The sequence below is a fragment of the Rhodovulum sp. ES.010 genome (assembly GCF_900142935.1).
Classification (GTDB): Bacteria; Pseudomonadota; Alphaproteobacteria; order Rhodobacterales; family Rhodobacteraceae; genus Rhodovulum.
In genome coordinates, this window is the sequence record NZ_FSRS01000001.1 from 2,625,217 (window position 1) to 2,647,605 (window position 22,389).

The following is a 22,389-nucleotide window of genomic DNA, read 5'->3' on the forward strand; positions in this document are numbered from 1 at the left end:
GATGGCCAAGGCGAAGAAAAAAGACATCGCGAAGAAGATCAAGAAGGCGAAGGTCAAGCCGCTGAAGCGCGAAGTGAAGCGGCTGCGCAAGGAACTGCAGGCGGCGACTGCCAGCCAACGCCAGGCGCCGCATGTCTCGCCTTTGGCCCCGCCCGGCGGCTTTCCCCTCCTGCCGGTCGTTCGCGGCGCGGCCTTTGCCGCCGCCGAGGCCGGCGTGCGCTATGGCGGGCGGCCCGATGTCATGCTGGCGCGGCTCGCCCCCGGCACCACCATCGCGGGAGCCTTCACCCGCTCGGCCACCCGCGCCGCGCCGGTGCTCGATTGCCAGGCCAAGATCGGCACCGACGCCGGGCCGCGGCAGGGTGCGGCGATCCTGGTGAATGCAGGGAACGCGAATGCCTTTACCGGGGCCGCGGGCGAGACGGCGGTCAAGGCGGTCTGCAACGCCACGGCAAAGACCACCGGCGTGCCCGAGACGCGGGTCTTCACCTCCTCGACGGGCGTGATCGGCGAACCGCTGCCCCATGACCGCATCACCGCCGTCCTCGACGACCTTGCCGGCCGACTTTCCGAAGACGGCCTGTCGCAGGCCGCACGCGCGATCATGACCACCGATACCTACCCCAAGGGCGCCGGGGCCGTCGTCGAGATCGAAGGCCAGCCTGTCCACATCGCCGGAATCGCCAAGGGCTCCGGCATGGTCGCCCCCGACATGGCGACGATGCTGGTCTACATCTTTACTGACGCGAAGATCGGGCATGCGCCGCTGCAGCGGATGCTGGCGCGCCTGACCGACGAGACCTTCAACTGCATCACCGTCGACGGCGACACCTCGACCTCGGACACGCTGCTGCTGGCTGCGACGGGCAAGTCGAAAGCACCGGAGATCGCCGACTTGCGGAGTGCCGCCGCCAAGACCTTCCAGGAGGCGTTGCGCGGCGTGATGCTCGATCTGGCCCAGCAGGTCGTCCGCGACGGCGAGGGCGCCACGAAATTCGTCGAGGTGAGCGTCACCGGGGCCGCCAGCCCGGCGGACGCAAAGAAGGTGGCCATGGCGGTGGCCAACTCGCCGCTCGTCAAGACCGCCGTCGCCGGCGAGGATCCCAACTGGGGGCGCATCGTCATGGCGGTGGGCAAATCCGGCGCCAAGGCCGACCGCGACGCGCTTTCGATCCGGTTCGGCGACATATTGGTGGCCGAGAAGGGCTGGGTGGCGGAGAGCTACGAGGAAGAGGCCGGGGCGGCCTACATGCGGCGGGACGAACTGGAGATCGGGGTCGATCTCGGCCTCGGCAAGGGCGCGGCCACCGTCTGGACCTGCGACCTGACCCATCGCTACATCGACATCAACGCCGACTACCGCTCATGAAGATGGTCCTTGTCGCCGCGGTGGCGCTGGTCGATGTCGATGGGCGGGTGTTGCTGGCCCAGCGGCCCGAGGGCAAGCCGATGGCCGGGCTTTGGGAATTCCCGGGCGGCAAGGTGGAGCCGGGCGAGACGCCCGAGGCCGCGCTGATGCGCGAGTTGAAGGAAGAGCTCGGGATCGACACCTGGGAAAGCTGCCTCGCGCCCCTGACGTTCGCCAGCCACTCCTACGAGGACTTCCACCTCCTGATGCCGCTCTTCGCCTGCCGCAAGTGGAAGGGACAGCTCCACGGCCATGAGGGACAGACCCTCAGATGGGCGCATGCCAGGGACCTGAACAAGTTTCCCATGCCCGCCGCGGACCTGCCGCTGATCCCGATCCTGCGCGACTGGCTGTGAACCGCCCCCGCCCGGTGGGGAAAAGCTGTCACCGCTCGGCGAACATCCGCCCATGACCACCGACCGCGACGAAATATTCTTTCGTCGCAGGGCTCGTGCGGCTTACAAAATGAGTGTTTGCAGTTGGGAGACAGAAGGCGATGATCCAGACCATTATCCTTGGATCGTGCGTATCGGTTCAAGGGGCGCTCGTCGGATATCGACCGGACGGCAGGGTCGTCGTGCGCGTGGGCGACCGGCTGTACGAAGGACATCCGGTGACTCGCGCCGCCTGAGGGATCCGACCGCCACGCACGAGGAGAAAAGGGGCGCCCCGACGGGCGCCCCTCTGACCTTCTGTTCGGCGGTCGCTCAGTCGAGGCTGCGCTCGACCTCCTGGCGCTCGAAGATCTCTATGACATCGCCCTGGCGGATGTCTTCGTAGTTCTCGAAGGCCATGCCGCATTCCTGGCCCGACTGGACCTCGGCCACCTCGTCCTTGAAGCGCTTGAGCGTTTTCAGCGTGCCTTCGTGGATCACCACATCGTCGCGCAGCAGCCGCACGCCGGCCGACCGGCGCGCGATGCCCTCGGTGACCAGACAGCCCGCGACCTTGCCGACACCCGAGACCTTGAAGACCTCCTTGATCTCGGCATAACCGATGTAGGTTTCGCGGATCTCGGCCGACAGCAGGCCCGAGGCCGCCGCCTTCACGTCGTCGACCAGGTCGTAGATCACGCTGTAGTAGCGGATCTCGACACCTTTCTGGTTCGCGGCATTCCGCGCCGGCGCGTTGGCCCGGACGTTGAAGCCCATGATCGGCGCACCGCTGGCCTCGGCGAGGCCCACATCGGTTTCGGTGATCGCACCGACGCCGGCGTGCAACACGCGCACGCGCACTTCCTCGTTGCCGATCTTCTCCATCGCCTGGACGATCGCCTCGGCCGACCCCTGGACGTCGGCCTTGACGAGGATCGGCAGCTCCTGAACGTTCTCGTCCTCCTTGGCCTTGGCCATGAGCTGTTCCAGCGTCGTGGCGGCCCCGGCGGCGGCGCGCTTCTCCTTGGCCTTCTGCTCGCGGTATTCAGCAATCTCGCGGGCCTGTGCCTCGGTCTCGACCACGTTCAGGACGTCGCCTGCTTCCGGCGTGCCGTTCAGGCCCAGCACCTCGACGGGCACCGAAGGCCCGGCTTCCTCGACGCGCTCGCCCTTGTCGTTGATCAGGGCGCGGACCTTGCCCCACTGCTCGCCCACGACGAAGATATCGCCGCGCTTCAGCGTGCCCTTCTGCACGAGGACGGTGGCCACCGGGCCACGGCCGACGTCGAGCTGCGCCTCGATCACCGCGCCCTCGGCCACCCGGTTCGGGTTCGCCGTGAGTTCGACAAGTTCGGCCTGCAGCGCGATCGATTCCAGCAGTTCGTCAAGCCCCTGGCCGGTCACCGCCGAGACTTCGACATCCTGCACCTCGCCCGACAGCTTCTCGACGATCACCTCGTGCTGAAGCAGGTCGGTGCGCACCTTGTCGGAATTCGCGGCGGGCTTGTCGACCTTGTTGATCGCCACGATCATCGGCACCTCGGCCGCCTTTGCGTGGTTGATCGCCTCGATTGTCTGCGGCATCACCGCGTCGTCGGCCGCGACCACCAGCACCACGATATCGGTGACCTGCGCGCCCCGCGCCCGCATCGACGTGAAGGCCGCGTGGCCTGGTGTGTCGAGGAAGGTCAGCGTGGTGCCGCTGTCGGTCTTCACTTGGTAGGCGCCGATATGCTGGGTGATACCCCCGGCCTCGCCGGCGACGACCTTGGCGTTGCGGATCGCATCGAGAAGCGACGTCTTGCCGTGGTCGACATGGCCCATGATCGTGATGACCGGCGGGCGCGCCTGCATGTCCTCGGGCTTGTCGTAGACCGTGGCGATCACGTCCTCGACATCGGCGTCCGAGACGCGCTGGACGCGGTGGCCGAATTCCTCGACGATCAGTTCGGCGGTATCGGCGTCGATGGTCTGGTTTTGCGTGACCATCATGCCGTTCTGCATCAGCGCCTTGACCACGTCGGCCACGCGTTCGGCCATACGGTTGGCAAGCTCCGAGACGACGATCTGCTCGGGCACCTGCACGTCGCGCACGACCTTCTCGCGGTTCTCAGCCCCGCCCATCGCCTTCTGGCGCATGCGTTCCTGCTTGCGCTTCATCGCGGCGAGCGAGCGCTGCCGCCCGCCCTCGCCGCCGGCGAGCGCCTGGTTGACCGTCAGCTTGCCGGATCGGCGGCTGTCGCCCTTGCCCTTGCCGCGCGAGGGACGGTCGTCGGTGCGTTCGCGCTCGCGCTCGGGCTTGCGCGGGGCGGCGGCCGGTTTCGGCGCCGCCTTCGCGGCCTCGGGGGTCGCGGACGCCGCAGGTTTCTCCGCCGCGCTGGCTTCGCGACGGCGGCGTTCCTCTTCCTCCGCCGCCTTGCGACGCGCGGCTTCCTCGATCTCGCGCTGTTCGCGTTCCTTCGCCTCGGCTTCCTCGCGGCGGCGCTGGCGCTCTTCCTCGCGCTTGCGCTCGTCCTCGGCGCGCTTTGCGGCGTCTTCCGCCTCGCGGGCCTTCGCGGCCTGCAACGCCTTCAGACGGCGCTCCATCTCGGCATCGGAGATGCCGGCGGGACGTTTGGAAGGATCACCCGCGGATGCACCGCCCGCGCCGCCGCCAGACTTGCCGGCGCCGGGTTTCGGGACGACGACACGCTTGCGCTTGGTCTCGACGACCACGTTCTTGGTGCGGCCGTGGCTGAAGCTCTGCTTCACCTGGCCGGACCGAGGCCCGCCGCGCAAACCCAAAGTCTTCTTGCCGTCACTATCGCTCATCCGGTTTTCAACCCTTCCCGGGGGTCTCTCCCCCGATCTTCTCGCGCACGCCCGAAAGCTTGGCGGCATCCTCTACTACACGTTCGGTGAGTCCGCCACCCGCAAGCGCGCCATGTATCACATGTTCCCGGCCGAATGCCAAACCCAATTCCCGGGCCGTCAGACAGCCGATATAAGCCCCCTCGGGCCGCGGGGGGCGCAGCTTCGACTTGCCCCGCGCCGACCCGTCGCTGGCCTGGATCAGCACCGCCGCCTCGCCGGTGTCGAGCCACCCGCGCACCTTCTCGTAGCCGACCACGGCTTGCCCCGCCTTACGCGACAGCGACAGCCCTTCGACCACCCGCCGCAGCAGCCCCGTCTCGACCTGGTCCAGCAGGTCCTCCGGCACCGTCACCGCCTGTTTCGCCGCCCGCGCGAACAGACGCTTCTTCGCCGCGGTCTGCAACGCCGCCCGGTCCGCCGACACCCATATGCCGCGACCGGGCAGCTTGCCCAGGAGGTCGGGCACCACCCGACCCTCGGGCGCCACGACGAAGCGGATCAGGCCGGCCCTTGGCTGCACCCCACCCGTGGCGATGCATCGCCGTTCGGGCTCGGTTGGGGCCTTGCGTGCGCCTCCGCGGGACATCGGGGCCTCCGGCGCCAGGATCAGGCCCCGGCCTCCTCTTGCCTCTCCCCGGCCTCTTCGGGCTGGTCCTCTGCCTCGTCAGCCTCGGCCGCCAACTCGTCCGGGTCGACCCAGCCCAGTTGGACGCGGGCCGTCATCACAAGGCTCTGCGCCTCTTCCAGCGAGACGTCGAACTTCTCAAGAAGACCTTCGTCCTTCACGCGCTCGCCATCGACCGTCGTCCAGCCCCCGGCAAGCTCCCAGTCGGCGCAGGTGGCAAAGTCCTCGAGGGTCTTGATGCCGTCCTCGGCCAGCGCCTCGAACATCTGGGGTGTCAGCCCCTCGAATTCAACCAGGCTGTCCTCCACACCCAGTTCGCGGGCATGTTCCAGGGCCTTGCGGTTGAGTTCCTCCAGATGATCGCGGGCGCGGGCCTGAAGCTCGTTGGCGGTGTCCTCGTCCACCCCGTCGATCACCAGCAGTTCGTCGATATCGACGTAAGCCACCTCTTCGAGATTGGTGAAGCCTTCCGACACAAGCAACTGGGCAAAGAACTCGTCGAGGTCCAGCGTATCCATGAAGAGCTTTGTGCGATCCTCGAACTCGGCCTGGCGGCGCTGGCTTTCCTCGGCCTCGGTCATGATGTCGATGTCGAGCCCGGTCAGCTGGCTGGCCAGCCGCACGTTCTGGCCGCGCCGGCCGATGGCCAGCGAAAGCTGATCGTCGGGGACCACCACCTCGATCTTGCCGGCCTCCTCGTCGATAACGACCTTGCTAACTTCGGCAGGCTGGAGCGCGTTCACCAGGAAGGTCGCCTGATCCTCGTTCCACGGGATGATGTCGATCTTCTCGCCCTGAAGCTCGTTGACCACGGCCTGCACGCGGCTGCCGCGCATGCCGACGCAGGCGCCCACCGGGTCGATGGAGCCGTCATAAGAAATAACCGCGATTTTGGCGCGCGAGCCGGGGTCGCGGGCCACGGCCTTGATCTCGATGATGCCGTCGTAGATTTCCGGCACTTCCATCTTGAAGAGTTCGGCCATGAACTCGGGCGCGGTGCGCGACAGGAAAACCTGCGGCCCCCGCGTCTCGCGCCGGACATCCTTGATGTAGCAGCGGATGCGGTCGTTCGGGCGGTAGCTTTCGCGGCCGATCTTCTCGTTCCGGCGCAGGATGCCCTCGCCCCGGCCGATATCGACGATGACGTTGCCGTATTCCTCGCGCTTGACGACACCGTTGATGATGGTGCCGGCGCGGTCGTGGAATTCCTCGTATTGCCGGTCGCGCTCGGCCTCGCGCACCTTCTGCAGGATCACCTGCTTGGCCGACTGCGCGGCGATCCGGCCCATGTCGACGGGCGGCACCTCGTCCACGATGCTGTCGCCGACCTTGGGGTCATCGAGATACTGTTTCGCCTGTTCGACGGTCAGCTCGGCCTGGTAGTTCTCCAGTTCCTCGTCCTCGACCACCGTGCGAACGCGGGTGAAGGTCGCCCGCCCGGTCTTGCGATCGATCGACACGCGGATGTCCATTTCCGAGCCGTAGCGCGACTTCGCGGCGCGGGCGAGACTCTCCTCCATCGCCTGAACGACGAGATCGGGGTCGATCATCTTTTCGCGCGCGACGGCTTCGGCCGTCTGCAACAGTTCCAGCTGGTTGGCAGAGGTAATCGCCATGTCTCAGTCCTCCTGCGGGACGGAACCCTCGTCCGTCTCGATCTCGTCAAAATCCTTGTCGTCGATGATCCCGGCGTCCTTGCGCGCCTTGAGCATCTCGCGGATCAGCTCTTCGGTCAGTACCAGCTTGGCGTCCGACAGCCAGTCGAACTCCAGACCGATGGTGACGGGCTGACCATCCGCGCCGGTAATCTCGATCAGAACCTCGCCGTCCTCCAGGCCCGCAAGCAGGCCCTTGAAGCGGCGTCGGCCATCGATAAGTTCGGTGGTCTCCAGCTTGGCCTCGTACCCTTCCCAGGTCTCGAAGTCCTTGAGCCGGGTCAAGGGACGGTCGATTCCCGGGCTGGACACTTCCAACGTGTAGGCATCCTCGACCGGGTCCTCGACATCCAGAACGGCCGAGACCGCCGTGGAAATCTCCGCGCAATCGTCCACCTCGATGCCGCCATCGGGGCGTTCGGCCATCAGTTGCAGCGTCTTGATCTTGCCGCCCATGAGGCGCACGCGCACCAGCTCATAGCCCATCCCCTCGATCACGGGGGTCAGGATCCCGGCGAGGCGCCGGTCGATGGCAGTCTTGGCGACAAGGTCGGTCATGGGTGTCCAGACACAAAAAAGCGGGCCAACGGCCCGCGCGGAATTCACCGGTAGAGGTTCGGGGGTGGAGGCCGAACCGCCGCTGTCGACGGGGATATAGGCGGATGCGCGCGAAACTGCAAGGAGATTGTCCGCGGTCTGCGCTATGCGACCTTGCGCGCGATCAGGAACAGCGCCGACTTTCCGCCCTCGGGCAGCCACTCCTCGACGATCTCGAAACCCGCCCCCTCGATCTCGGCCTTGAGCTGGTCCTCGGTCAGAAGGTTGAAGAGCGGCAGAAGGCCGACGGCATGGCCCCCCTTGATGATGACGCGAAAGACCAGAGGCGCGCGGGCCGCGCAGGCCGTGCTGGACACGAAGATTCCGCCGGGCCGCAGCATCGCGCGCACGCGCGCGAGCGCACCTTGCCGGTCCTCTAAGAGGTGCAAGACGTTGTGCGCCATGACCATGTCGTAGGGTCCGGTCGCCGCGGGCATGTCTTCTAGGCTGGCGACCTCGAAGCGGACATTGGTCACGCCCTCGGATGCAGCCTTTTCCCGTGCGATCTCGATCATGTTGACCGAACAGTCGATGGCGGTGACATGACCCGCGTGGGGGGCATGTTTCAGGGCAGTGGTGCCGGTGCCGCAGCCGAACTCGAACACGCGCGACTCCCGCGTCAGGTGGTCTCTCGTCAGGCACAGCTTGCGTTCATAAGCGTCGGGGTCGCGCACCGGCATCCGGGCATAGCGCCGGGCGAGCCGATCCCAGAAACGGACATTCGCGCTCATGGACTACAGACCCAACGCCCCCGACTGCCGCTGCACGCCGCGCATCGTGCGCACCAACTCGGCGCTGATCCCCGGCTCGGACAGCGCGTGGCCCGCCAGCGGCACCATCTTCAGTTCGGCCCGGCTCCAGCGTTCGGCCAGTGCCCAGGCCGAAGCGGGCGGGCACACCATGTCATAGCGACCCTGCACAATGGTCGCCGGGATATGCGAGATCAGAGCAACGTCCTGCAGGATCTGGCCGTCGCGGTCGAGGAAACCGCGATTGCGGAAATAATGGTTCTCAAGCCGGGCGAAGGCGCGCGCATAATCGGCCGGCGCTTCGCCCATCGGGCCATCGTGGTCGATCGAAGCCAGGGCGTTCTCCCACGCCGCCCAGGCCCGCGCGTAGCGGGTTTCCAGCATCATGTCGCCGGAGAACAGCCGCCGGTGGTAAGCTTCGATCATGTCGTGGCGCTCGTCCTCGGGCACGAGGTCGGCGAAGCGCGCCCAGAGGTCGGGCCAGAACTGCCCGGCGCCGCCGCCATAGAACCAGTCGAGCTCGGCCTGGGTCATCAGAAAGACGCCGCGCAGAACGAGGTAGGCCACGCGGTCGGGATGCGCCTGGGCGTAGATCAGCGCCAGCGTCGCCCCCCAGCTGCCGCCGAACAGCACCCAGCGGTCGATCCCGAGCGTGTCGCGAATCGTCTCGATGTCGGAGACGAGATGCCAGGTGGTGTTGGCCGAAACGGAGGCATGGGGCCGCGAGCGCCCGCAACCGCGCTGGTCGAACAGGATCACGCGGAACTCCGCCGGGTCGAAATAGCGGCGCATCGCCGGGCTGCAGCCGCCGCCCGGCCCCCCGTGCAGCACCACCACGGGGATGCCCCTGGGGTTGCCGCACTGCTCGACATAGATACGGTGGCCCTCGCCCACGTCGAGCATCCGCTGGTCGAACGGGTCGAGCGGCGGATAAAGAAGTTGCGATGCGCGCTTTTGGCCTGCGGATTTGTCCATGAGCCGCCTATATAACCCCGGAGCGCCACACCCAATAGGTGTGTTCACAGAAGACAGGAACGGAGCTCGCGATGCAAGGATCGGAAACCACCGTCGATGCCGGCGAGGTGGCGAAATTCGAGGCGATGGCCGCCGAGTGGTGGGACCCGAACGGCAAGTTCAAGCCGCTGCACATGCTCAACCCCTGCCGTCTGGACTACATCACGCGCCAGATCGCCGCAGAATTCGACCGCGACCTGTCGGCGGAGACACCCTTCGCGGGGCTGCGCCTGCTGGACATCGGCTGCGGCGGCGGGCTGCTGGCCGAGCCTATGGCAAGGCTCGGGGCCGAGGTCGTGGGGGCCGACGCGGCCGAACGCAACATACCGGTCGCGCGCATCCATGCCGAGCAGTCGGGGCTGGAGATCGACTATCGTCACACCACCGCCGAGGCGCTGGCCGCGGCGGGCGAGACGTTCGACGTGGTTCTGAACATGGAGGTGGTGGAGCATGTCGCCGACCCGCTGCACTATCTGACCGCGTGTCAGCATTTGCTGAAGCCCGGCGGGCTGCACATCTGTTCGACGATAAACCGCAACCCCAAGAGCTTCGTGATGGCGATCTTCGGGGCGGAATACGTGATGCGCTGGCTGCCCAAGGGCACCCATGAATACGCAAAGTTCATCACCCCGGACGAACTGTGCGCGCTGATCGAGCAGGCGGGGATGACGCCGTTCGATCGGACCGGTTTCGTCTTCAACCCGATCACCTGGTCCTGGTCGCTGTCCAGCCGTGACCTGAGCGTGAACTACGTCACCGCGGCGGTGAAACCCGCCTGACGCTTCGGTTTCGGCTTGGCGGCCGCCAAGCCGACCGGCCGGGGGCGCTGCCCCCGGACCCCCGGGATATTTCCGGCCAGAAGAAGACGCCGCGCCGGCGCGACAGGCCCTTGCGCCGAGCACCGGGCCTAGAGCGCGTCGCATTTAATCGGCCTCATAGCCGGCAGCCTTGAAGTAGTTGTAGCATTCTTGGTCTGAGACGAGGTCGCAGACATGGCCGACGGCCGCCCAAAGTTGATCGTAGGTTCGCGCGGCTGCCTTCCTTATGAGCGACTTCAGCTTTGAGAACGCCATTTCGATGGGGTTCAGGTCCGGGCTGTAAGGCGGCAAGAACAGGAACCAGGTGCCAATCGCACGCAGGGACGCCGCTGCGGCCGGGGCCTTATGGCTCGACAGGTTGTCGAGAATGACAACGTCGCCTTTGCGCAGCGTCGGCCCCAGCTGGGTTTCGATGTAGAGGGCGAACATCTCGGCGTTCATCGCCCCGTCGATGATCCATGGTGCGTCGAGCCGGTCGTGGCGCAGGGCCGCGACGAAGGTCTGGGTGCGCCAATGTCCGAACGGCGCGTGATCGACGAGGCGCTGCCCGAACGGGGCCCAGCCGGTCGTCTTGGCCATGTTGGTTTTGACCGAGGTCTCGTCCACAAAGGCCAGCCGGTCCAGATGGTTGGCCATGAAGGGCTGGCGTTTCGCGATCCAGATGCGCCGCAGATCGGCGACATCCTTGCGCTTCTGCTCAAGCGCCTGCAGGTCTTTTTTCGTGCGTCAGACCAAGCCCGCGCAGCACCCGCCAGATCGTGCCGCGATGGACCTCGATGCCATGGGTTTCGGCCAGCTCAACGGCCAATTCATCGAGCGTGATCTCGCCCTTGGCGGCGACGCGGGCTTCGATCCAGCCGGTCACGCCCGCAAGCTTGCCGTGCCCGCCGCCATTGCCTTGGGGCCGGGGCTTGAGTGATCCGGTCTCGCGACGCAGTTTGATCAGCTCGTTCACGAACTTCGGCGATACCCGGAAGTGCCGTGCCGCTTCGCGATGCCCATGACCTTCGTCCACGAACGCGACGACACGCTCGCGTAGCTCTATCGGATGTGGTTTGCCCATCTATGACCCCCATATCTACCTCAAAGAGACGGAATCACATCACGGCCAATCTGGGAATCCTGAATCCGAAAGCCGGCGACACGCTCTAGCGTGGGCCTTCCAGGGCCTGGCGCAGCATGCGAAGCACCGGGAGCGCGGCGCGCAGGCGCTCCTCCCCCACGCCGGCCACGACTTCCGACAGCACCGGCACGACGGCCTGGATCGCGGCCTCCCGCGCGGATCGGCCGGCCGGGCTGATCGAGACCATCTTGCGCCGGGCATCGTCCCAGTCGGGCCGGATATGGACATGGCCCGCCCAGTCCAGCCGGTTCAGGGTATTGGTCATCGCACCGCGGGTGACATGAAAGGTGGCAGCGAGCTGGGCGGGCGAGCGTTCCTCGTTGATCCGCGCAAGGTGGTTCAGCACCGAGAAATGGCTGAGTTCCATCCCCTTAGGCAGCGCCTTCGAAATGCGATTGCGCGCAAGCTGGTCGGCCATGAAGATTTCGCTGAAGAGCGACACCGCGAGGCTGTCGCCCGGCTCGGTCACGCCGGCGCCTCGAACCGGCGATCATGGATGATCGAAGGCACGCGGGCGCGGGCGCGGGCGACCTCGCCGCGGTCGATCTCGACATAGGTGATGCCTGGTGCGTCACCGCCATCGGCCAGGATCTCGCCCCAGGGCGCCACTGCGAGCGACTGGCCATGGGTGCGCCGGGGCCGGCCCTCGCTTGCCGGGTGCAGCCCGCATTGCGCCGGGGCCAACACGTAGCACCCCGTCTCGATCGCGCGGGCACGCAGCAGCGTCTCCCAGTGAGCCTTGCCGGTCACGGTGGAAAACGCGGCGGGCACCGTCAGGATCTCGGCGCCGGCATGAGCGAGGGCACGGTAGAGATGCGGGAAGCGCAGGTCGTAGCAGATCGACAGGCCGATCTTGCCGAAGGGCGTTTCGGCCACCACGGCCCGGTCGCCGGGCCGGTAGCCCTCGGACTCGCGGAACGATTCCGTCTCGGAGATCTGCACGTCGAACATGTGGATCTTGTCGTAACGCGCCGCGACCGAGCCGTCCGGCGCGACAAGGAAAGACCGGTTGGCGAACCGGCCGTCCGCGTCATGGGTCTTGAGCCCCAAAGAGCCGATCAGCAGCCAGATGCCCAGCGCCGCCGCCTCGTCGCGCAGCGCGGCGAGCGTCGCGTCTTCGTCCTCGGGCACCAGCACCCGATCCTGGTGGGCGCGGCTGGAGGACAGGCAGTTCGTCACCTCCGGCGTCAGAACGAACGCCGCGCCGCCGGCCGCGGCCGCGCGCACCCGTTCGCGCGTGGTGCCGATATTGACCTCGGGCAGATCGCCCGATGTCAGCTGGATCAGCGCTGCGCGCATAGGGCCTACCCTTCCAGCAGCGGGTCGAGCTGGCCCGCACGCTCCAGCGCATAGAGTTCGTCACAGCCGCCCACATGGGTCTCGTTGATGAAGATCTGCGGCACCGTGTGGCGGCCATGCGCGCGCGACATCATTTCCTGGCGCAGGCGCGGCTGCGCGCCCACATCAATCTCCGAATAGCTTATGCCCTTGGTGTCGAGCAGCCGCTTGGCCGCGTGGCAGTAGCCGCAGAGGGGCGAAGTATAGATTTCGATCATGTCGATCACCGGATGCGCTCGTTTCCGGCGCACTATAGGGCTTCAGGGCGCTTTCGCAACGCGGGCCAGAACCAGGACGCGCACCTCGGCGGCCCCCGCGGCAAGGCAGGCGTCGGCCGCCGCGGTGAGCGTGGCGCCCGAGGTCATCACGTCGTCGACCAGCAGGATCGTGCGCCCGCGGACGCGATCCATGTGACGGGGCGACACCACGAGCGCGCCGTCGAGATTGGCGAATCGACCCTCGGCGCCCATGCCCTCCTGTACCCGCGTGCGCCGCGTGCGAACCAGCAGGTCGGCCCGGTGTTCGAAGCCCGGCCCCTCGGCCACGCCGCGGGAGAGCAGGGCCGACTGGTTGAAGCGGCGCGAAGCCAGGCGCCAGCGGTGCAGCGGCACCGGCGCCACCAACATGCCCGGGACGAGAATTGGTCGGCCCGCCCGCAGCATCCACTCAGAGGCGGGGCGGGCAAGTTCGGTCCGGTCGCCGTGCTTCAGGGCCAGCACCAGCCGGCGCGCCTGGTCGCGATAGAGGAGCGCGGCCCGCCCCCGACTCCATGGGCGGTGTCGAGCCAGGCAGTCGTCGCAATACTCGGGCGTGCCGGTGTCCTCGCCCGGCAGGGGGGTGCCGCAGCCGTCGCAGACCAGGCCCGAGACGAAATCCATCTGCCCCCAGCACTTGGCGCAAAGCGCGAAATCGCGGTCGACCATCTCGCTGCAGGAAATGCAGCGGGGCGGGTAGATCAGCCGCAGGGCGGTTTGCAACATCCCGTCTGGCCCCTAGATAGCGACACGCACATGCCGGAGAGCCCATGCAGAGCCCCCCCGAGTTGACCGACCGCCTTGCGCTGGCGCGCCATCGCGCGCGTGCCCGGCGCGACCCGGCGCTGTTCCTGCACGACCGCGCGGCCGACGAGGTCAAGGAAAGGCTCAACGAGGTTAACAGAACCTTTACGGCGCCCGCCATCGTGTCGCCTTTTCCTGAAACCTGGACCGGCACCCTGTCGGGCGCGGCGATTATCGAGGATGCCGAAACGCTGCCGCTGGACGAGGGCGCACACGACCTCGTCATCCATGCGCTCTGCCTGCACTGGGCGAACGATCCCGTCGGTCAGCTCGTGCAGTGCCGGCGGGCCTTGCGGCCCGACGGGCTGTTTCTCGGCGTGCTTTTCGGCGGGCGCAGCCTGCACGAACTGCGCACGGCGCTGGCCGAGGCGGAGGCTGCGCTCATGGGCGGCCTTTCACCGCGGGTCGTACCGATGGGCGAGATCCGCGACCTTGGCGGTTTGTTGCAGCGGGCAGGCTTCGCGCTACCGGTGGCCGACTGCGTGACCGCCACCGTCAGCTACGCAACCCCGTTTCACCTGATGCGAGACCTGCGCGCGATGGGCGAAACCAACGCGCTGGCCGCGCGTCATCGCCACCCGGTGCCGCGCGCCCTGTTCGTCGAGACGGCACGGCGCTATACCGAACGGCATGCCGGGCCGGATGGCCGCATCCCCGCGACGGTCGAGATGATCTACCTTGCCGGGTGGGCGCCTGCCGAGACGCAACCGAAACCGCTGAGACCGGGCGCCGCCCGGACCCGGCTGGCCGATGCGCTGGGTACGAAGGAAAACTGGCTGCCTCCCGGAAACGGGGGGCCGAGGTGATTGACGCCCGGCCGAAAGCGTTTATGTCGTCAAGGAATTCTAAGTTGCAGTTCGACACAGACCCCGGAAAAGAGACGATGTTCGACTCCAAGCAAGGCGGGAGCGGCCCCGTGCCTGCGTCGACCGCCGCCGAGCGGCCCAGCCACGCTCCGGCGGACCATCCGAAGATTCCGCCCGAGAAGGTCGGCGTGCTGCTGGCCAATCTCGGGACGCCGGACAATTACGATTACTGGTCGATGCGGCGTTATCTGAACGAATTCCTGTCGGACAAGCGGGTCATCGACTATTCGCCGTGGGTCTGGCAGCCGATCCTGCAACTGGTGGTGCTGACGAAGCGTCCCTTCGCCTCGGGCGAGGCCTACAAGTCGATCTGGAACCACGAGGCGGGCGAAAGCCCGTTGATGACGATCACCAAGTCGCAGACGACAAAGATCCGCGACCGCCTCCAGGCCGCCTATGGCGACGATGTCGTGGTCGATTTCTGCATGCGCTATGGAAACCCGTCGACCAAGTCGAAGGTGCGCGAAATGGCCGACAAGGGGTGTCGCAAGATCCTGTTCTTTCCGCTCTATCCGCAGTACTCGGGCACGACGTCGGCCACTGCGAACGACCATTTCTTTCGCGCTCTGATGGAGGAAAAATGGCAGCCGCAGGTGCGCACCGTCCCGGCCTATTTCGACGATCCGGGGTATGTTGACGCGCTGGCGCAGTCGGTCGAGCGGGCATATGCCGGACTCGACGACAAGCCCGACGTGCTGGTCTGCTCCTATCACGGGGTGCCGCAGCGCTACCTCACCGAGGGCGACCCCTACCATTGTCAGTGCGTCAAGACCACACGCCTGCTCAAGGAAAAGCTCGGCTGGGATGACGACCGGATCACGACCACCTTCCAGTCGCGTTTCGGCCCCGAGGAATGGCTCCAGCCCTACACGGTCGAAGAGGTCGCCCGCCTGGCCGAGCAGGGCAAGAAGAAGATCGCGGTGATCGCGCCAGCCTTCTCGTCCGATTGCATCGAGACGCTGGAAGAAATCAACGAGGAAATCCGCGAAAGCTTCGAGGAGGCGGGCGGAGAGCATTTCACCTATATTCCCTGCCTCAACGACGACGCAGCTCATGTCGAGGCGCTGGTCAAGGTGATCCGAACGAACCTTCGCGGCTGGCTGGACTAGGCGCCTGCGGCGAATCCCGAAACGGAAAAAAGGCGGCCGCAAACGCGACCGCCTTTTTCCTTTTTACCGAAGGCCGCGCTCAGTTCGAGGCGGCGGCCGCGAACAGGATCAGGGCCAGGATCGGAACGATGATGCCACCGGCCGAGGACGACGTGTCTTCGACGATGATTTCCGGTTCCATGACCGGCTCGGAGTAACCACCCGCGAAGGCGGACGTGGCGGCAACCGAGAGCGCGGCAGCAAGGGCGATCTTCTTCATGGGTCTCTCCTATTACAGAACGGCACGGATTCGTCCGTCCGTTGCATGCACAATAACCATGTAACCCCTGTCTAATCCACGATTTAAGAATTTTTCAATCGCAGAGGGGATTCCGCGCATCGGTGCCGGGGAAGTGTGGTCAAATAAGCAACACCTGCGTGCCGACCTTGGCGAGGCCGAACAACTCGGCGATATGTTCGTTGTAAAGCCCGATGCACCCATTCGAGGACCGGCGCCCGATCTTGCGGGTGTCATGGGTTCCGTGAATCCGGTAATAGGTCCAGCTCAGGTAGAGCGCATGTGTGCCGAGCGGGTTGTCCGGGCCCGGCGGCACGTAGTCGGGCCATTCGGGGTTGCGTTTCTTCATTGCCGGGGTCGGCCGCCAATCCGGCCCCTCGACCTTGCGCACCACACTGGTCCGCCCGCGCCGTGTCAGGTCTTCGGTCAGCGGAACCGAGGTGGGATAAAGCTTGTAGACGCTGCGGTCGTGGGACCAGAAATGCAGCGCACGCGAGGTGGTGTCGACGAGGATGGCCCCATTGTCGAGGTCGGCGAAATAGGGCTGCCAGTCGAGGGCCCGGAAACTCGAGATGTTGCGCTGCACGGTGGTCGAGACATCGGGTTCCATCTCGACGGTCTGTGCCAGAACGGACGGCGCGGCCAAGGCCCCGGCGGCCAGCGCGGAGCCGCCAAGAAAATGGCGGCGCGTCAGGACGGTGGTGGAACGGTTACGCATCGGTCGGTCCCTCTTGGCTGTCGCAGCCTACGGATACGAAAGTATACGCGGCGCCGCGCCGCCCCGCAATTCAAACCGCCGTCAGTCGGCGCGATACCGGTCCGAACCGTTTGAACCGGTCGGGAAGAGCGGCTAGACAGTTTCGAGAACCGCGAAGGATTGCCCGATGACACGTCTGGTCCCCGCCCTCGTCCTGGCACTCGCCGCGCTGTCGGCCTGCACGCCCACAGCGCCGATGCGCATGGGCCCGGACGGCACACCGCTGCCGCAGGTCTACCGCCTCTCGCGCGGCGACACCGCCAAGGTCCAGTACCGGATGCTGGACGCGGTGAACGCGCTACGGCAGGCGCGCGGCGCGCAATCGCTGGAACTGGACCCGCGGCTGAACGCGGCGGCCGCGACCCATTCCCGCGACATGTCGGTGCAGAACAGGCCCTGGCACTTCGGCTCGGACGGCTCTTCGCCGCTGGAGCGGGTCCAACGTGCGGGATTCCAAGGAAAGCTGCGCGGCGAGAGCCTCTCCGAGACTTACGAGACCGAGCTTGAAACCCTGGCCGCGTGGATGGAAAAGCCCGACACGCGCAACGTCGTGCTCGATCCGGAGGCGACGCATATGGGTTTCGCCTACTTCCAGGAACCGAACGGCAAGATCTGGTGGACGCTGGTCACCGGCCGCAAGGCTCCCGCCATGGCCGGGCTCTGAGACCGTTCAGGGGAAGATGTCGATCACCGTGCCGTCGCGAACCATAGCGTAGATATCCTCGATCTCGCGATTGCCGACCGAGATGCAGCCCGCCGTCCAGTCCGGCCCCTTGCCGCTGCTTTTCCATGTCCGCCCGTGGATGAAGATGTCGCCGCCCGGCGACTTGCCCAGCGCCCGGGCCTCGGCGATGTCGCGCGCGTTCGGGTAGGAGATGCCCAGCGAGAGGTGAAAGTCGCTGTCGGGATTGCGCCGGTCGATGTAGTAGCGCCCTTCGGGCGTGCGCCCGTCGCCCTCGTATTTCTTGTCGCCCTCGGGGGCGAAGCCCAGCCCGATCCGATAGGTCCTGAGCACCGTGTCATGGTGCATAAGGAAGAGCTGCCGCTGGCCCTTCATCACCACGACGCGGGTGACGTCCGGGCCGTGGTAGCTCTTGAATTTCGATCCGCATGCCGACAGCGCGAGGCACACGCCCCCCGCCACAAAGGCCCGTCTTCCGATCATGTTCCTATGCCCGCTCGTTCCGGTCTCTTGCCTGCGGGTGATCATACCCGATGTTGCGGGCGGAATCATCCGCCAACCGCTCCTCCGTCTCTCCGGGCGGGGCGACCAGCCGCGCCTCGATCGCCTGCAGCCGGGCGAGGACCTCGTCGCGGTAGGCATCGGTGCGCTTGACGTCCTCCTCGTGATGGGCGTCCTGCATCGAGTTGACGATAAGACCGACGAGCAGGTTCACCACCGCGAATGTCGTGACCATGATGAAGGGCACGAAGAACCCCCACGCATAGGGATAGACGTCCATCACGGGCCGCACGATCCCCATCGACCAGCTTTCCAGCGTCATGATCTGGAACAGGGAATAGGCCGATAGCCCCAGCGTGCCGAACCATTCCGGAAAGGTGTCGCCGAACAGCTTGGTCGCCATCACCGCGCCGATGTAGAAGATCATTCCCATCAGCAGGAAGACAGAGCCCATGCCGGGCAGCGCCGAGATGAACCCCTCGACCACGCGGCGCAGCCGCGGCGCGACCGAGATCACGCGCAACAGCCGCAGGATGCGCAGCGCCCGCAGCACGCTGAGCGCATGGGCGGCGGGCACCAGCGCGATGCCCACGATCACGAAGTCGAACACGTTCCAGCCCGACCGGAAGAAGGCGAAGCGATAGGCCAGCAACTTCGCGGCGATCTCGGCCACGAAGATCGACAGGCACAGCCAGTCGAGCGCGACGATCAGCCCGCCCGCCTGCGCCATGATCCTGTCCGAGGTTTCCATCCCCAGCAGCACCGCGTTGAACAGGATGACGCCGAGGATCGCGTTGCGCGTGATCGGCCGCTCCAGCACCCGTGCCAGTCTGTCCCTCATTCGCCCACCCCTGTCGGTCCCGGGAAGTTTCACGCCATATGGTCCCGGCGCAGCGCGGCCGCAAGCTCGACATGGCCCGACCACCGGAACTGGTCCACGACCTGCACCCATTCGAGGCGAAACCCGGCGGAACAGAGCCTTTTCGCATCCCGCGCGAAGGTGACCGGGTTGCACGAGACATAGGCGAGACGCGACAGGCCCGATGCCGCAATCTGGGCCACCTGGGCCGCTGCGCCCGCGCGCGGCGGGTCGAGCACGGCCGCGTCGAACCGGCCCAACTCTTCGGGCCTGACCGGGTTGCGGAACAGATCGCGCACCTCGTGGGTGACACGCTTCAGCCCGGTGGCCCCGCGCCAGCCCGAATCCAGCGCCGCCAGCATCGCCGCGTCGGATTCGGCGGCATGCACCTCGGCGGCCTCTGCCAGCGGCAGGGTGAAGGTCCCGCAGCCCGCGAACAGGTCGATGATGCGCCGGCCATCGGCCACCACCTCAAGCGCTGCGGCGGTCAGCGCGGCCTGCCCGTCCTCGGTCGCCTGCAGAAAGGCGCCGGGCGGCGTCACCACATGCGCGCGCCCGAACGCCTGGCGCGGCGGGCGCCGTGTCAGGACGATCTCGCCGTTCCAGGCCAGCCGCGCAAGGTCGTGGCGCCGGGCGAGATCGGCCAGCGCCACTCTTAGCGCGTCGTCCAGCGTCTTCGCCTCGGCCACCGCCAGGTCGACGCCGTCCTCGGACCGGGTCAGGCTCAGCGCGAGTTCGCCTTTCCGCGACGCGCCCAGCGCGGTGAGATCCGCGCAGGCGGGCAGGGCGGCCATCAGGTCGGGATGCAGAAGCCGGCAGTCCGGAATGGCAACGACCTGGTCGGACGCCCGCGCGTGGAACCCGACCAGCGCGCCGCTCTTCGTGCGCCGCCCCGACAGCACCGCCCGGCGCCGGCTGGCCGGCGGCGAGGTCAGGATGGGCTGGACGGGCGCCTCCAACCCGTGCGCGGCAAGCGCCGCGCGCACCACGTCGGTCTTCCACGACGCCACGAACCCATCGCGCGCATGTTGCAGGGTGCAGCCACCGCAACGAGCGAAATGCGGACAGGGCGCGCGGACCCTGTCCGGGACCGGCGCCAGGATGCGCGGCGCAGCAATGCGGCCCTCCTCGGCCTCACCCGCCACCTCTTCGCCGGGCAGGGCGCAGGGCACGGTCACGCCCTCCGCGGTGACGCCTTCGCCCCGAAGGTTCAGCCGCACGACCATCTGGTTCACTCCGCCGCCTCCGTGCCGATGAAGCCGCCGGACTGCCGGGCCCAGAACCGTGCGTAAAGACCGTTCCGTGCCAGAAGCTCGGCGTGGCGGCCCTCCTCGACGATGCGGCCGTCGTCCAGAACCACGATCCGGTCCATATGCGCGATGGTCGACAAACGATGCGCGATGGCGATGACCGTCTTGCCCTCCATCACGCCGTAAAGCGTTTCCTGAATCGCCGCCTCGACCTCGGAATCGAGCGCCGATGTCGCCTCGTCCAGCACGAGGATCGGCGCATCCTTGAGGATCGCCCGGGCCAGCGCGACCCGCTGGCGCTGCCCGCCCGAAAGCTTCACGCCACGCTCGCCCACCTGCGCGTCGTAGCCCGTCCGCCCTTCGGGGTCTTGCAGGTCGAGGATGAACGCGTGCGCCTCGGCCCGCTTGGCAGCGTCGACCATTTCGGCCTCGCTCGCCTCGGGCCGGCCATACAGGATGTTGTCGCGAACCGAGCGGTGCATAAGGGTCGCCTCCTGGCTGACCATGCCGATATGACGGCGCAGGCTCTCCTGGGTGACGTGCGCGATGTCCTGCCCGTCGATCAGGATCCGCCCGCCCTCGGCGTCGTAGAAGCGCAGGAGCAGCTTCACCAGCGTCGACTTGCCTGCTCCGGACCGGCCGACCAGGCCCACCTTCTCGCCCGGGGCGATGGTCAGATCGACATGGTCGAGTCCCCCGCTTCCGCGCCCGTAATGGTGGGTCAGAGCCCGGACTTCGATCCGCCCGTCGGTGAGTTGCAAGGGTTTCGCATCCGGCGCGTCGGTCAGGGTGATCGGCTGGGCGATGGTCTCCATCCCCTCGGCCACCACGCCGAGCGAGCGGAAGAAGCTGGACAGCGCCCACATGATCCAGCCGGTCATCCCGTTGAGCCTGAGCGTCAGCGCGGTCGCGGCAGCGACGACACCCACGCTCGCGCTGCCTTGCACCCAGAGCGCGATGGCCCATCCCACCACGGCCACGATCAGGAAACCGTTCAGCGCGGTCAGCGCGATGTCCATCTTGGTGAAGATGCGCATCTCGGCCGCGAATGTTCGGCGCGCCTGTTCAATCGCCTCCCTGGCATAGGCAAGCTCCCGGTCGTGATGGGCGAAGAGCTTGACGGAATGGATGTTGGTATAGGCGTCGACGACCCGCCCGGTCACGGCGCTGCGGGCGTCGGATGCCGCCTTCGAGGCCGGTCCCACGCGCCGGATCGTCCAGCGCACCAGGAGCCCGTAAAGCGCAAGCCAGATCAGCAGCGGCAGCGCCAGCCTGGGGTCGGACTGGCCCAGCAGGATCAGCGCCCCCACCACGTAGGCCAGCGCAAAGGTCATCGCGTCGAAGACCTGGAACACCGCCTCGCCGGCCGCTGGCGGCGTCTGCATGATCCGGTTGGCGATGCGGCCGGCGAAATCGTTCTCGAACCAGCCGACCGACTGGCGCAGAACCTGCGCATGGGCGCGCCAGCGGATCAGCGTACCGAAATTCGGCATGATCCCGTTGTTCAGGATCGCCGCGTCCAGGCCCTGCAGCACCGGCCGGACCACGAGAATGAAAACGGCAAGGACGACCAGGACAAGGCCGTACTCGTCGAGGACCTGTTCGGGCGTGCCGGCCGACAGGATGTCGACGACGCGGCCCATGGCGTGGATCAGCCAAACCTCGACAGCGGCCACCACCACCGCCAGCAGCGCGGCCACGGCGAAGACCTTTCGAAACGGCCGGGCATAGTCCCACAGGAACGGCGCCAACCGCCGGGGCGGGACGTCGGTCTCGGCATGGACCGCGTAGGGATCGACGAGGGATTCGAAGAAACGGAACATCGGGAGGGGCCTTCGCGCTGGCTGGGCAGGACTATAGGGCGCGCGCGTCTAAAGGACCACCATCCCGGCGGAGACCGCCAGCGCCAGCGCCATGCCGCCCATGAAGATGCGCCACGCCCTTTCGCTGGCCAGAAGCCAGGCGAGAAGCGACCCCGCGAAGGACCAGAAAAGGCAGACGAACAGGTTGATGCCCGAAAAGGCGGTCGACAGGCGCAGCGCCTCGCCCCACGGCCCGAGCCCGGCGGCATAGCCCGAAGCGGCGGCCAGCGCGACGGCCCAGACCTTGGGGTTGACCCATTGGAAAAGCACCGCTTCCACGAAGGTGAAGGGGCGGTGCCCGGCGCGGCCATCGGGCTGGCGCGCGGCGGTCACAAGCGTCCAGGCCATCCACAGGATCCAGCCCGCCGCGAGAATCCGCAGCGTGGTGGCCAGCCAAGGCAGTTCCAGCAGCAGCGCGCCGATGCCAAGCGCGGTGAGGCCGGAGGTGATCCCCACGCCTACGACGACACCGGCGACATGGGGTAGGGTGCGGCGAAACCCGAAGCGCGCGCCGGATGCCGTGAGCAGGATCACGTTCGGACCGGGCGAGAACAGCCCGGCAAAGACGAAGAGGTAAAGCGGGTCGAGCGCCATAGGATCAGATTGGGCCGGAA

25 protein-coding genes are annotated in these 22,389 nt (G+C 66.9%); 6 read left to right on the top strand and 19 right to left on the bottom strand.

Annotation, left to right across the window (positions count from 1 at the left end; translation table 11 throughout):
- Window position 1: 1 nt before the first annotated feature.
- A complete protein-coding gene (gene argJ, locus BUR28_RS12915) occupies window positions 2-1,369 on the top strand; it encodes a bifunctional glutamate N-acetyltransferase/amino-acid acetyltransferase ArgJ (protein WP_083626637.1) in 1,368 nt (455 codons plus the stop codon).
- Window positions 1,366-1,764 (top strand): (deoxy)nucleoside triphosphate pyrophosphohydrolase, encoded by a 399-nt coding sequence (locus BUR28_RS12920; protein WP_074220503.1) that lies wholly within the window; start codon window positions 1,366-1,368, stop codon window positions 1,762-1,764. Before argJ ends, BUR28_RS12920 begins: the two co-directional genes overlap by 4 nt.
- A 351-nt stretch (window positions 1,765-2,115) precedes the next feature.
- Here BUR28_RS12920 and infB read toward each other — a convergent pair whose 3' ends face one another.
- The 6 genes from infB to pip form a co-directional block, all read right to left on the bottom strand.
- Window positions 2,116-4,593: a translation initiation factor IF-2 gene (gene infB, locus BUR28_RS12925; protein ID WP_074220504.1), complete on the bottom strand. Its 2,478-nt coding sequence runs from the start codon at window positions 4,591-4,593 to the stop codon at window positions 2,116-2,118.
- Window positions 4,594-4,600: 7 nt separating this feature from the next.
- Window positions 4,601-5,221, bottom strand: coding sequence for an RNA-binding protein (locus tag BUR28_RS12930; protein WP_074220505.1), 621 nt, complete (start codon window positions 5,219-5,221; stop codon window positions 4,601-4,603).
- 20 nt (window positions 5,222-5,241) lie between these two features.
- Window positions 5,242-6,876, bottom strand: a complete 1,635-nt coding sequence (nusA, locus tag BUR28_RS12935) for a transcription termination factor NusA (protein ID WP_074220506.1) — start codon at window positions 6,874-6,876, stop codon at window positions 5,242-5,244.
- 3 nt (window positions 6,877-6,879) lie between these two features.
- Window positions 6,880-7,473: a ribosome maturation factor RimP gene (gene rimP, locus BUR28_RS12940; protein WP_074220507.1), complete on the bottom strand. Its 594-nt coding sequence runs from the start codon at window positions 7,471-7,473 to the stop codon at window positions 6,880-6,882.
- Between the two features lie 143 nt (window positions 7,474-7,616).
- A complete protein-coding gene (locus BUR28_RS12945; RefSeq protein ID WP_074220508.1) occupies window positions 7,617-8,243 on the bottom strand; it encodes a class I SAM-dependent methyltransferase in 627 nt (208 codons plus the stop codon).
- A 3-nt stretch (window positions 8,244-8,246) separates the two neighbouring features.
- A complete protein-coding gene (gene pip / locus BUR28_RS12950; protein WP_074220509.1) occupies window positions 8,247-9,236 on the bottom strand; it encodes a prolyl aminopeptidase in 990 nt (329 codons plus the stop codon).
- Between the two features lie 71 nt (window positions 9,237-9,307).
- On the opposite strand from pip, the gene ubiG reads away from it, so the two are divergent.
- Window positions 9,308-10,054 carry a bifunctional 2-polyprenyl-6-hydroxyphenol methylase/3-demethylubiquinol 3-O-methyltransferase UbiG gene (gene ubiG, locus BUR28_RS12955; RefSeq protein ID WP_074220510.1) on the top strand — a complete coding sequence of 249 codons (747 nt, stop codon included), beginning with the start codon at window positions 9,308-9,310 and terminating at the stop codon, window positions 10,052-10,054.
- Window positions 10,055-10,198: 144 nt separating this feature from the next.
- On the opposite strand, the gene BUR28_RS20440 is transcribed toward ubiG, so the two are convergent.
- The 6 genes from BUR28_RS20440 to BUR28_RS12985 all read right to left on the bottom strand — a co-directional run bounded on the left by BUR28_RS20440 (window position 10,199) and on the right by BUR28_RS12985 (window position 13,534).
- The gene (locus tag BUR28_RS20440; RefSeq protein WP_139307493.1) at window positions 10,199-10,804 is read right to left on the bottom strand and encodes an IS630 family transposase; all 606 of its coding nucleotides are present in this window, start codon (window positions 10,802-10,804) and stop codon (window positions 10,199-10,201) included.
- Window positions 10,791-11,156 carry a helix-turn-helix domain-containing protein gene (locus tag BUR28_RS20445; protein ID WP_074218878.1) on the bottom strand — a complete coding sequence of 122 codons (366 nt, stop codon included), beginning with the start codon at window positions 11,154-11,156 and terminating at the stop codon, window positions 10,791-10,793. The genes BUR28_RS20440 and BUR28_RS20445 overlap by 14 nt, the downstream gene beginning before the upstream one ends.
- An 85-nt stretch (window positions 11,157-11,241) precedes the next feature.
- The gene (locus tag BUR28_RS12970; protein ID WP_074221645.1) at window positions 11,242-11,634 is read right to left on the bottom strand and encodes a MarR family winged helix-turn-helix transcriptional regulator; all 393 of its coding nucleotides are present in this window, start codon (window positions 11,632-11,634) and stop codon (window positions 11,242-11,244) included.
- Window positions 11,635-11,681: 47 nt separating this feature from the next.
- Window positions 11,682-12,515, bottom strand: coding sequence for a carbon-nitrogen hydrolase family protein (locus BUR28_RS12975; protein WP_074220511.1), 834 nt, complete (start codon window positions 12,513-12,515; stop codon window positions 11,682-11,684).
- A 5-nt stretch (window positions 12,516-12,520) separates the two neighbouring features.
- The gene (gene grxC, locus BUR28_RS12980) at window positions 12,521-12,778 is read right to left on the bottom strand and encodes a glutaredoxin 3 (RefSeq protein ID WP_139307644.1); all 258 of its coding nucleotides are present in this window, start codon (window positions 12,776-12,778) and stop codon (window positions 12,521-12,523) included.
- Window positions 12,779-12,814: 36 nt separating this feature from the next.
- Window positions 12,815-13,534, bottom strand: a complete 720-nt coding sequence (locus BUR28_RS12985; protein ID WP_074220512.1) for a ComF family protein — start codon at window positions 13,532-13,534, stop codon at window positions 12,815-12,817.
- A 44-nt stretch (window positions 13,535-13,578) separates the two neighbouring features.
- Here BUR28_RS12985 and BUR28_RS12990 point away from each other — a divergent pair, with 44 nt between their 5' ends.
- Window positions 13,579-14,418, top strand: a complete 840-nt coding sequence (locus BUR28_RS12990; RefSeq protein WP_074220513.1) for a methyltransferase domain-containing protein — start codon at window positions 13,579-13,581, stop codon at window positions 14,416-14,418.
- 77 nt (window positions 14,419-14,495) lie between these two features.
- On the top strand, window positions 14,496-15,587 hold the full coding sequence (hemH, locus tag BUR28_RS12995; protein ID WP_074221647.1) for a ferrochelatase: 1,092 nt from the start codon (window positions 14,496-14,498) through the stop codon (window positions 15,585-15,587).
- Between the two features lie 79 nt (window positions 15,588-15,666).
- Here the strand turns inward: hemH and BUR28_RS13000 are convergent, their stop codons facing one another.
- Together BUR28_RS13000 and BUR28_RS13005 are read right to left on the bottom strand one after the other, a co-directional pair.
- Entirely contained in the window at window positions 15,667-15,846 is a 180-nt protein-coding gene (locus BUR28_RS13000; RefSeq protein ID WP_074220514.1) for a hypothetical protein, read from the bottom strand.
- A gap of 139 nt (window positions 15,847-15,985) precedes the next feature.
- The gene (locus BUR28_RS13005) at window positions 15,986-16,582 is read right to left on the bottom strand and encodes a L,D-transpeptidase (RefSeq protein ID WP_074220515.1); all 597 of its coding nucleotides are present in this window, start codon (window positions 16,580-16,582) and stop codon (window positions 15,986-15,988) included.
- A 166-nt stretch (window positions 16,583-16,748) separates the two neighbouring features.
- Between BUR28_RS13005 and BUR28_RS13010 the strand changes: the two genes are divergently transcribed.
- Window positions 16,749-17,285, top strand: coding sequence for a divisome-associated lipoprotein DalA (locus tag BUR28_RS13010; RefSeq protein WP_074220516.1), 537 nt, complete (start codon window positions 16,749-16,751; stop codon window positions 17,283-17,285).
- Between the two features lie 6 nt (window positions 17,286-17,291).
- Here BUR28_RS13010 and BUR28_RS13015 read toward each other — a convergent pair whose 3' ends face one another.
- The 5 genes from BUR28_RS13015 to BUR28_RS13035 are packed head-to-tail and all read right to left on the bottom strand — an operon-like array spanning window position 17,292 to window position 22,369.
- Window positions 17,292-17,786 (bottom strand): L,D-transpeptidase family protein, encoded by a 495-nt coding sequence (locus BUR28_RS13015; RefSeq protein WP_074220517.1) that lies wholly within the window; start codon window positions 17,784-17,786, stop codon window positions 17,292-17,294.
- A 4-nt stretch (window positions 17,787-17,790) separates the two neighbouring features.
- Entirely contained in the window at window positions 17,791-18,645 is an 855-nt protein-coding gene (locus BUR28_RS13020) for an ion transporter (RefSeq protein ID WP_083626641.1), read from the bottom strand.
- Window positions 18,646-18,674: 29 nt separating this feature from the next.
- Window positions 18,675-19,889: a class I SAM-dependent RNA methyltransferase gene (locus BUR28_RS13025; RefSeq protein ID WP_074221648.1), complete on the bottom strand. Its 1,215-nt coding sequence runs from the start codon at window positions 19,887-19,889 to the stop codon at window positions 18,675-18,677.
- A gap of 5 nt (window positions 19,890-19,894) precedes the next feature.
- Window positions 19,895-21,736, bottom strand: coding sequence for an ABC transporter ATP-binding protein (locus BUR28_RS13030; protein WP_074220518.1), 1,842 nt, complete (start codon window positions 21,734-21,736; stop codon window positions 19,895-19,897).
- 48 nt (window positions 21,737-21,784) lie between these two features.
- On the bottom strand, window positions 21,785-22,369 hold the full coding sequence (locus tag BUR28_RS13035; RefSeq protein WP_074220519.1) for a LysE family translocator: 585 nt from the start codon (window positions 22,367-22,369) through the stop codon (window positions 21,785-21,787).
- Between the last annotated feature and the right edge of the window lie 20 nt (window positions 22,370-22,389).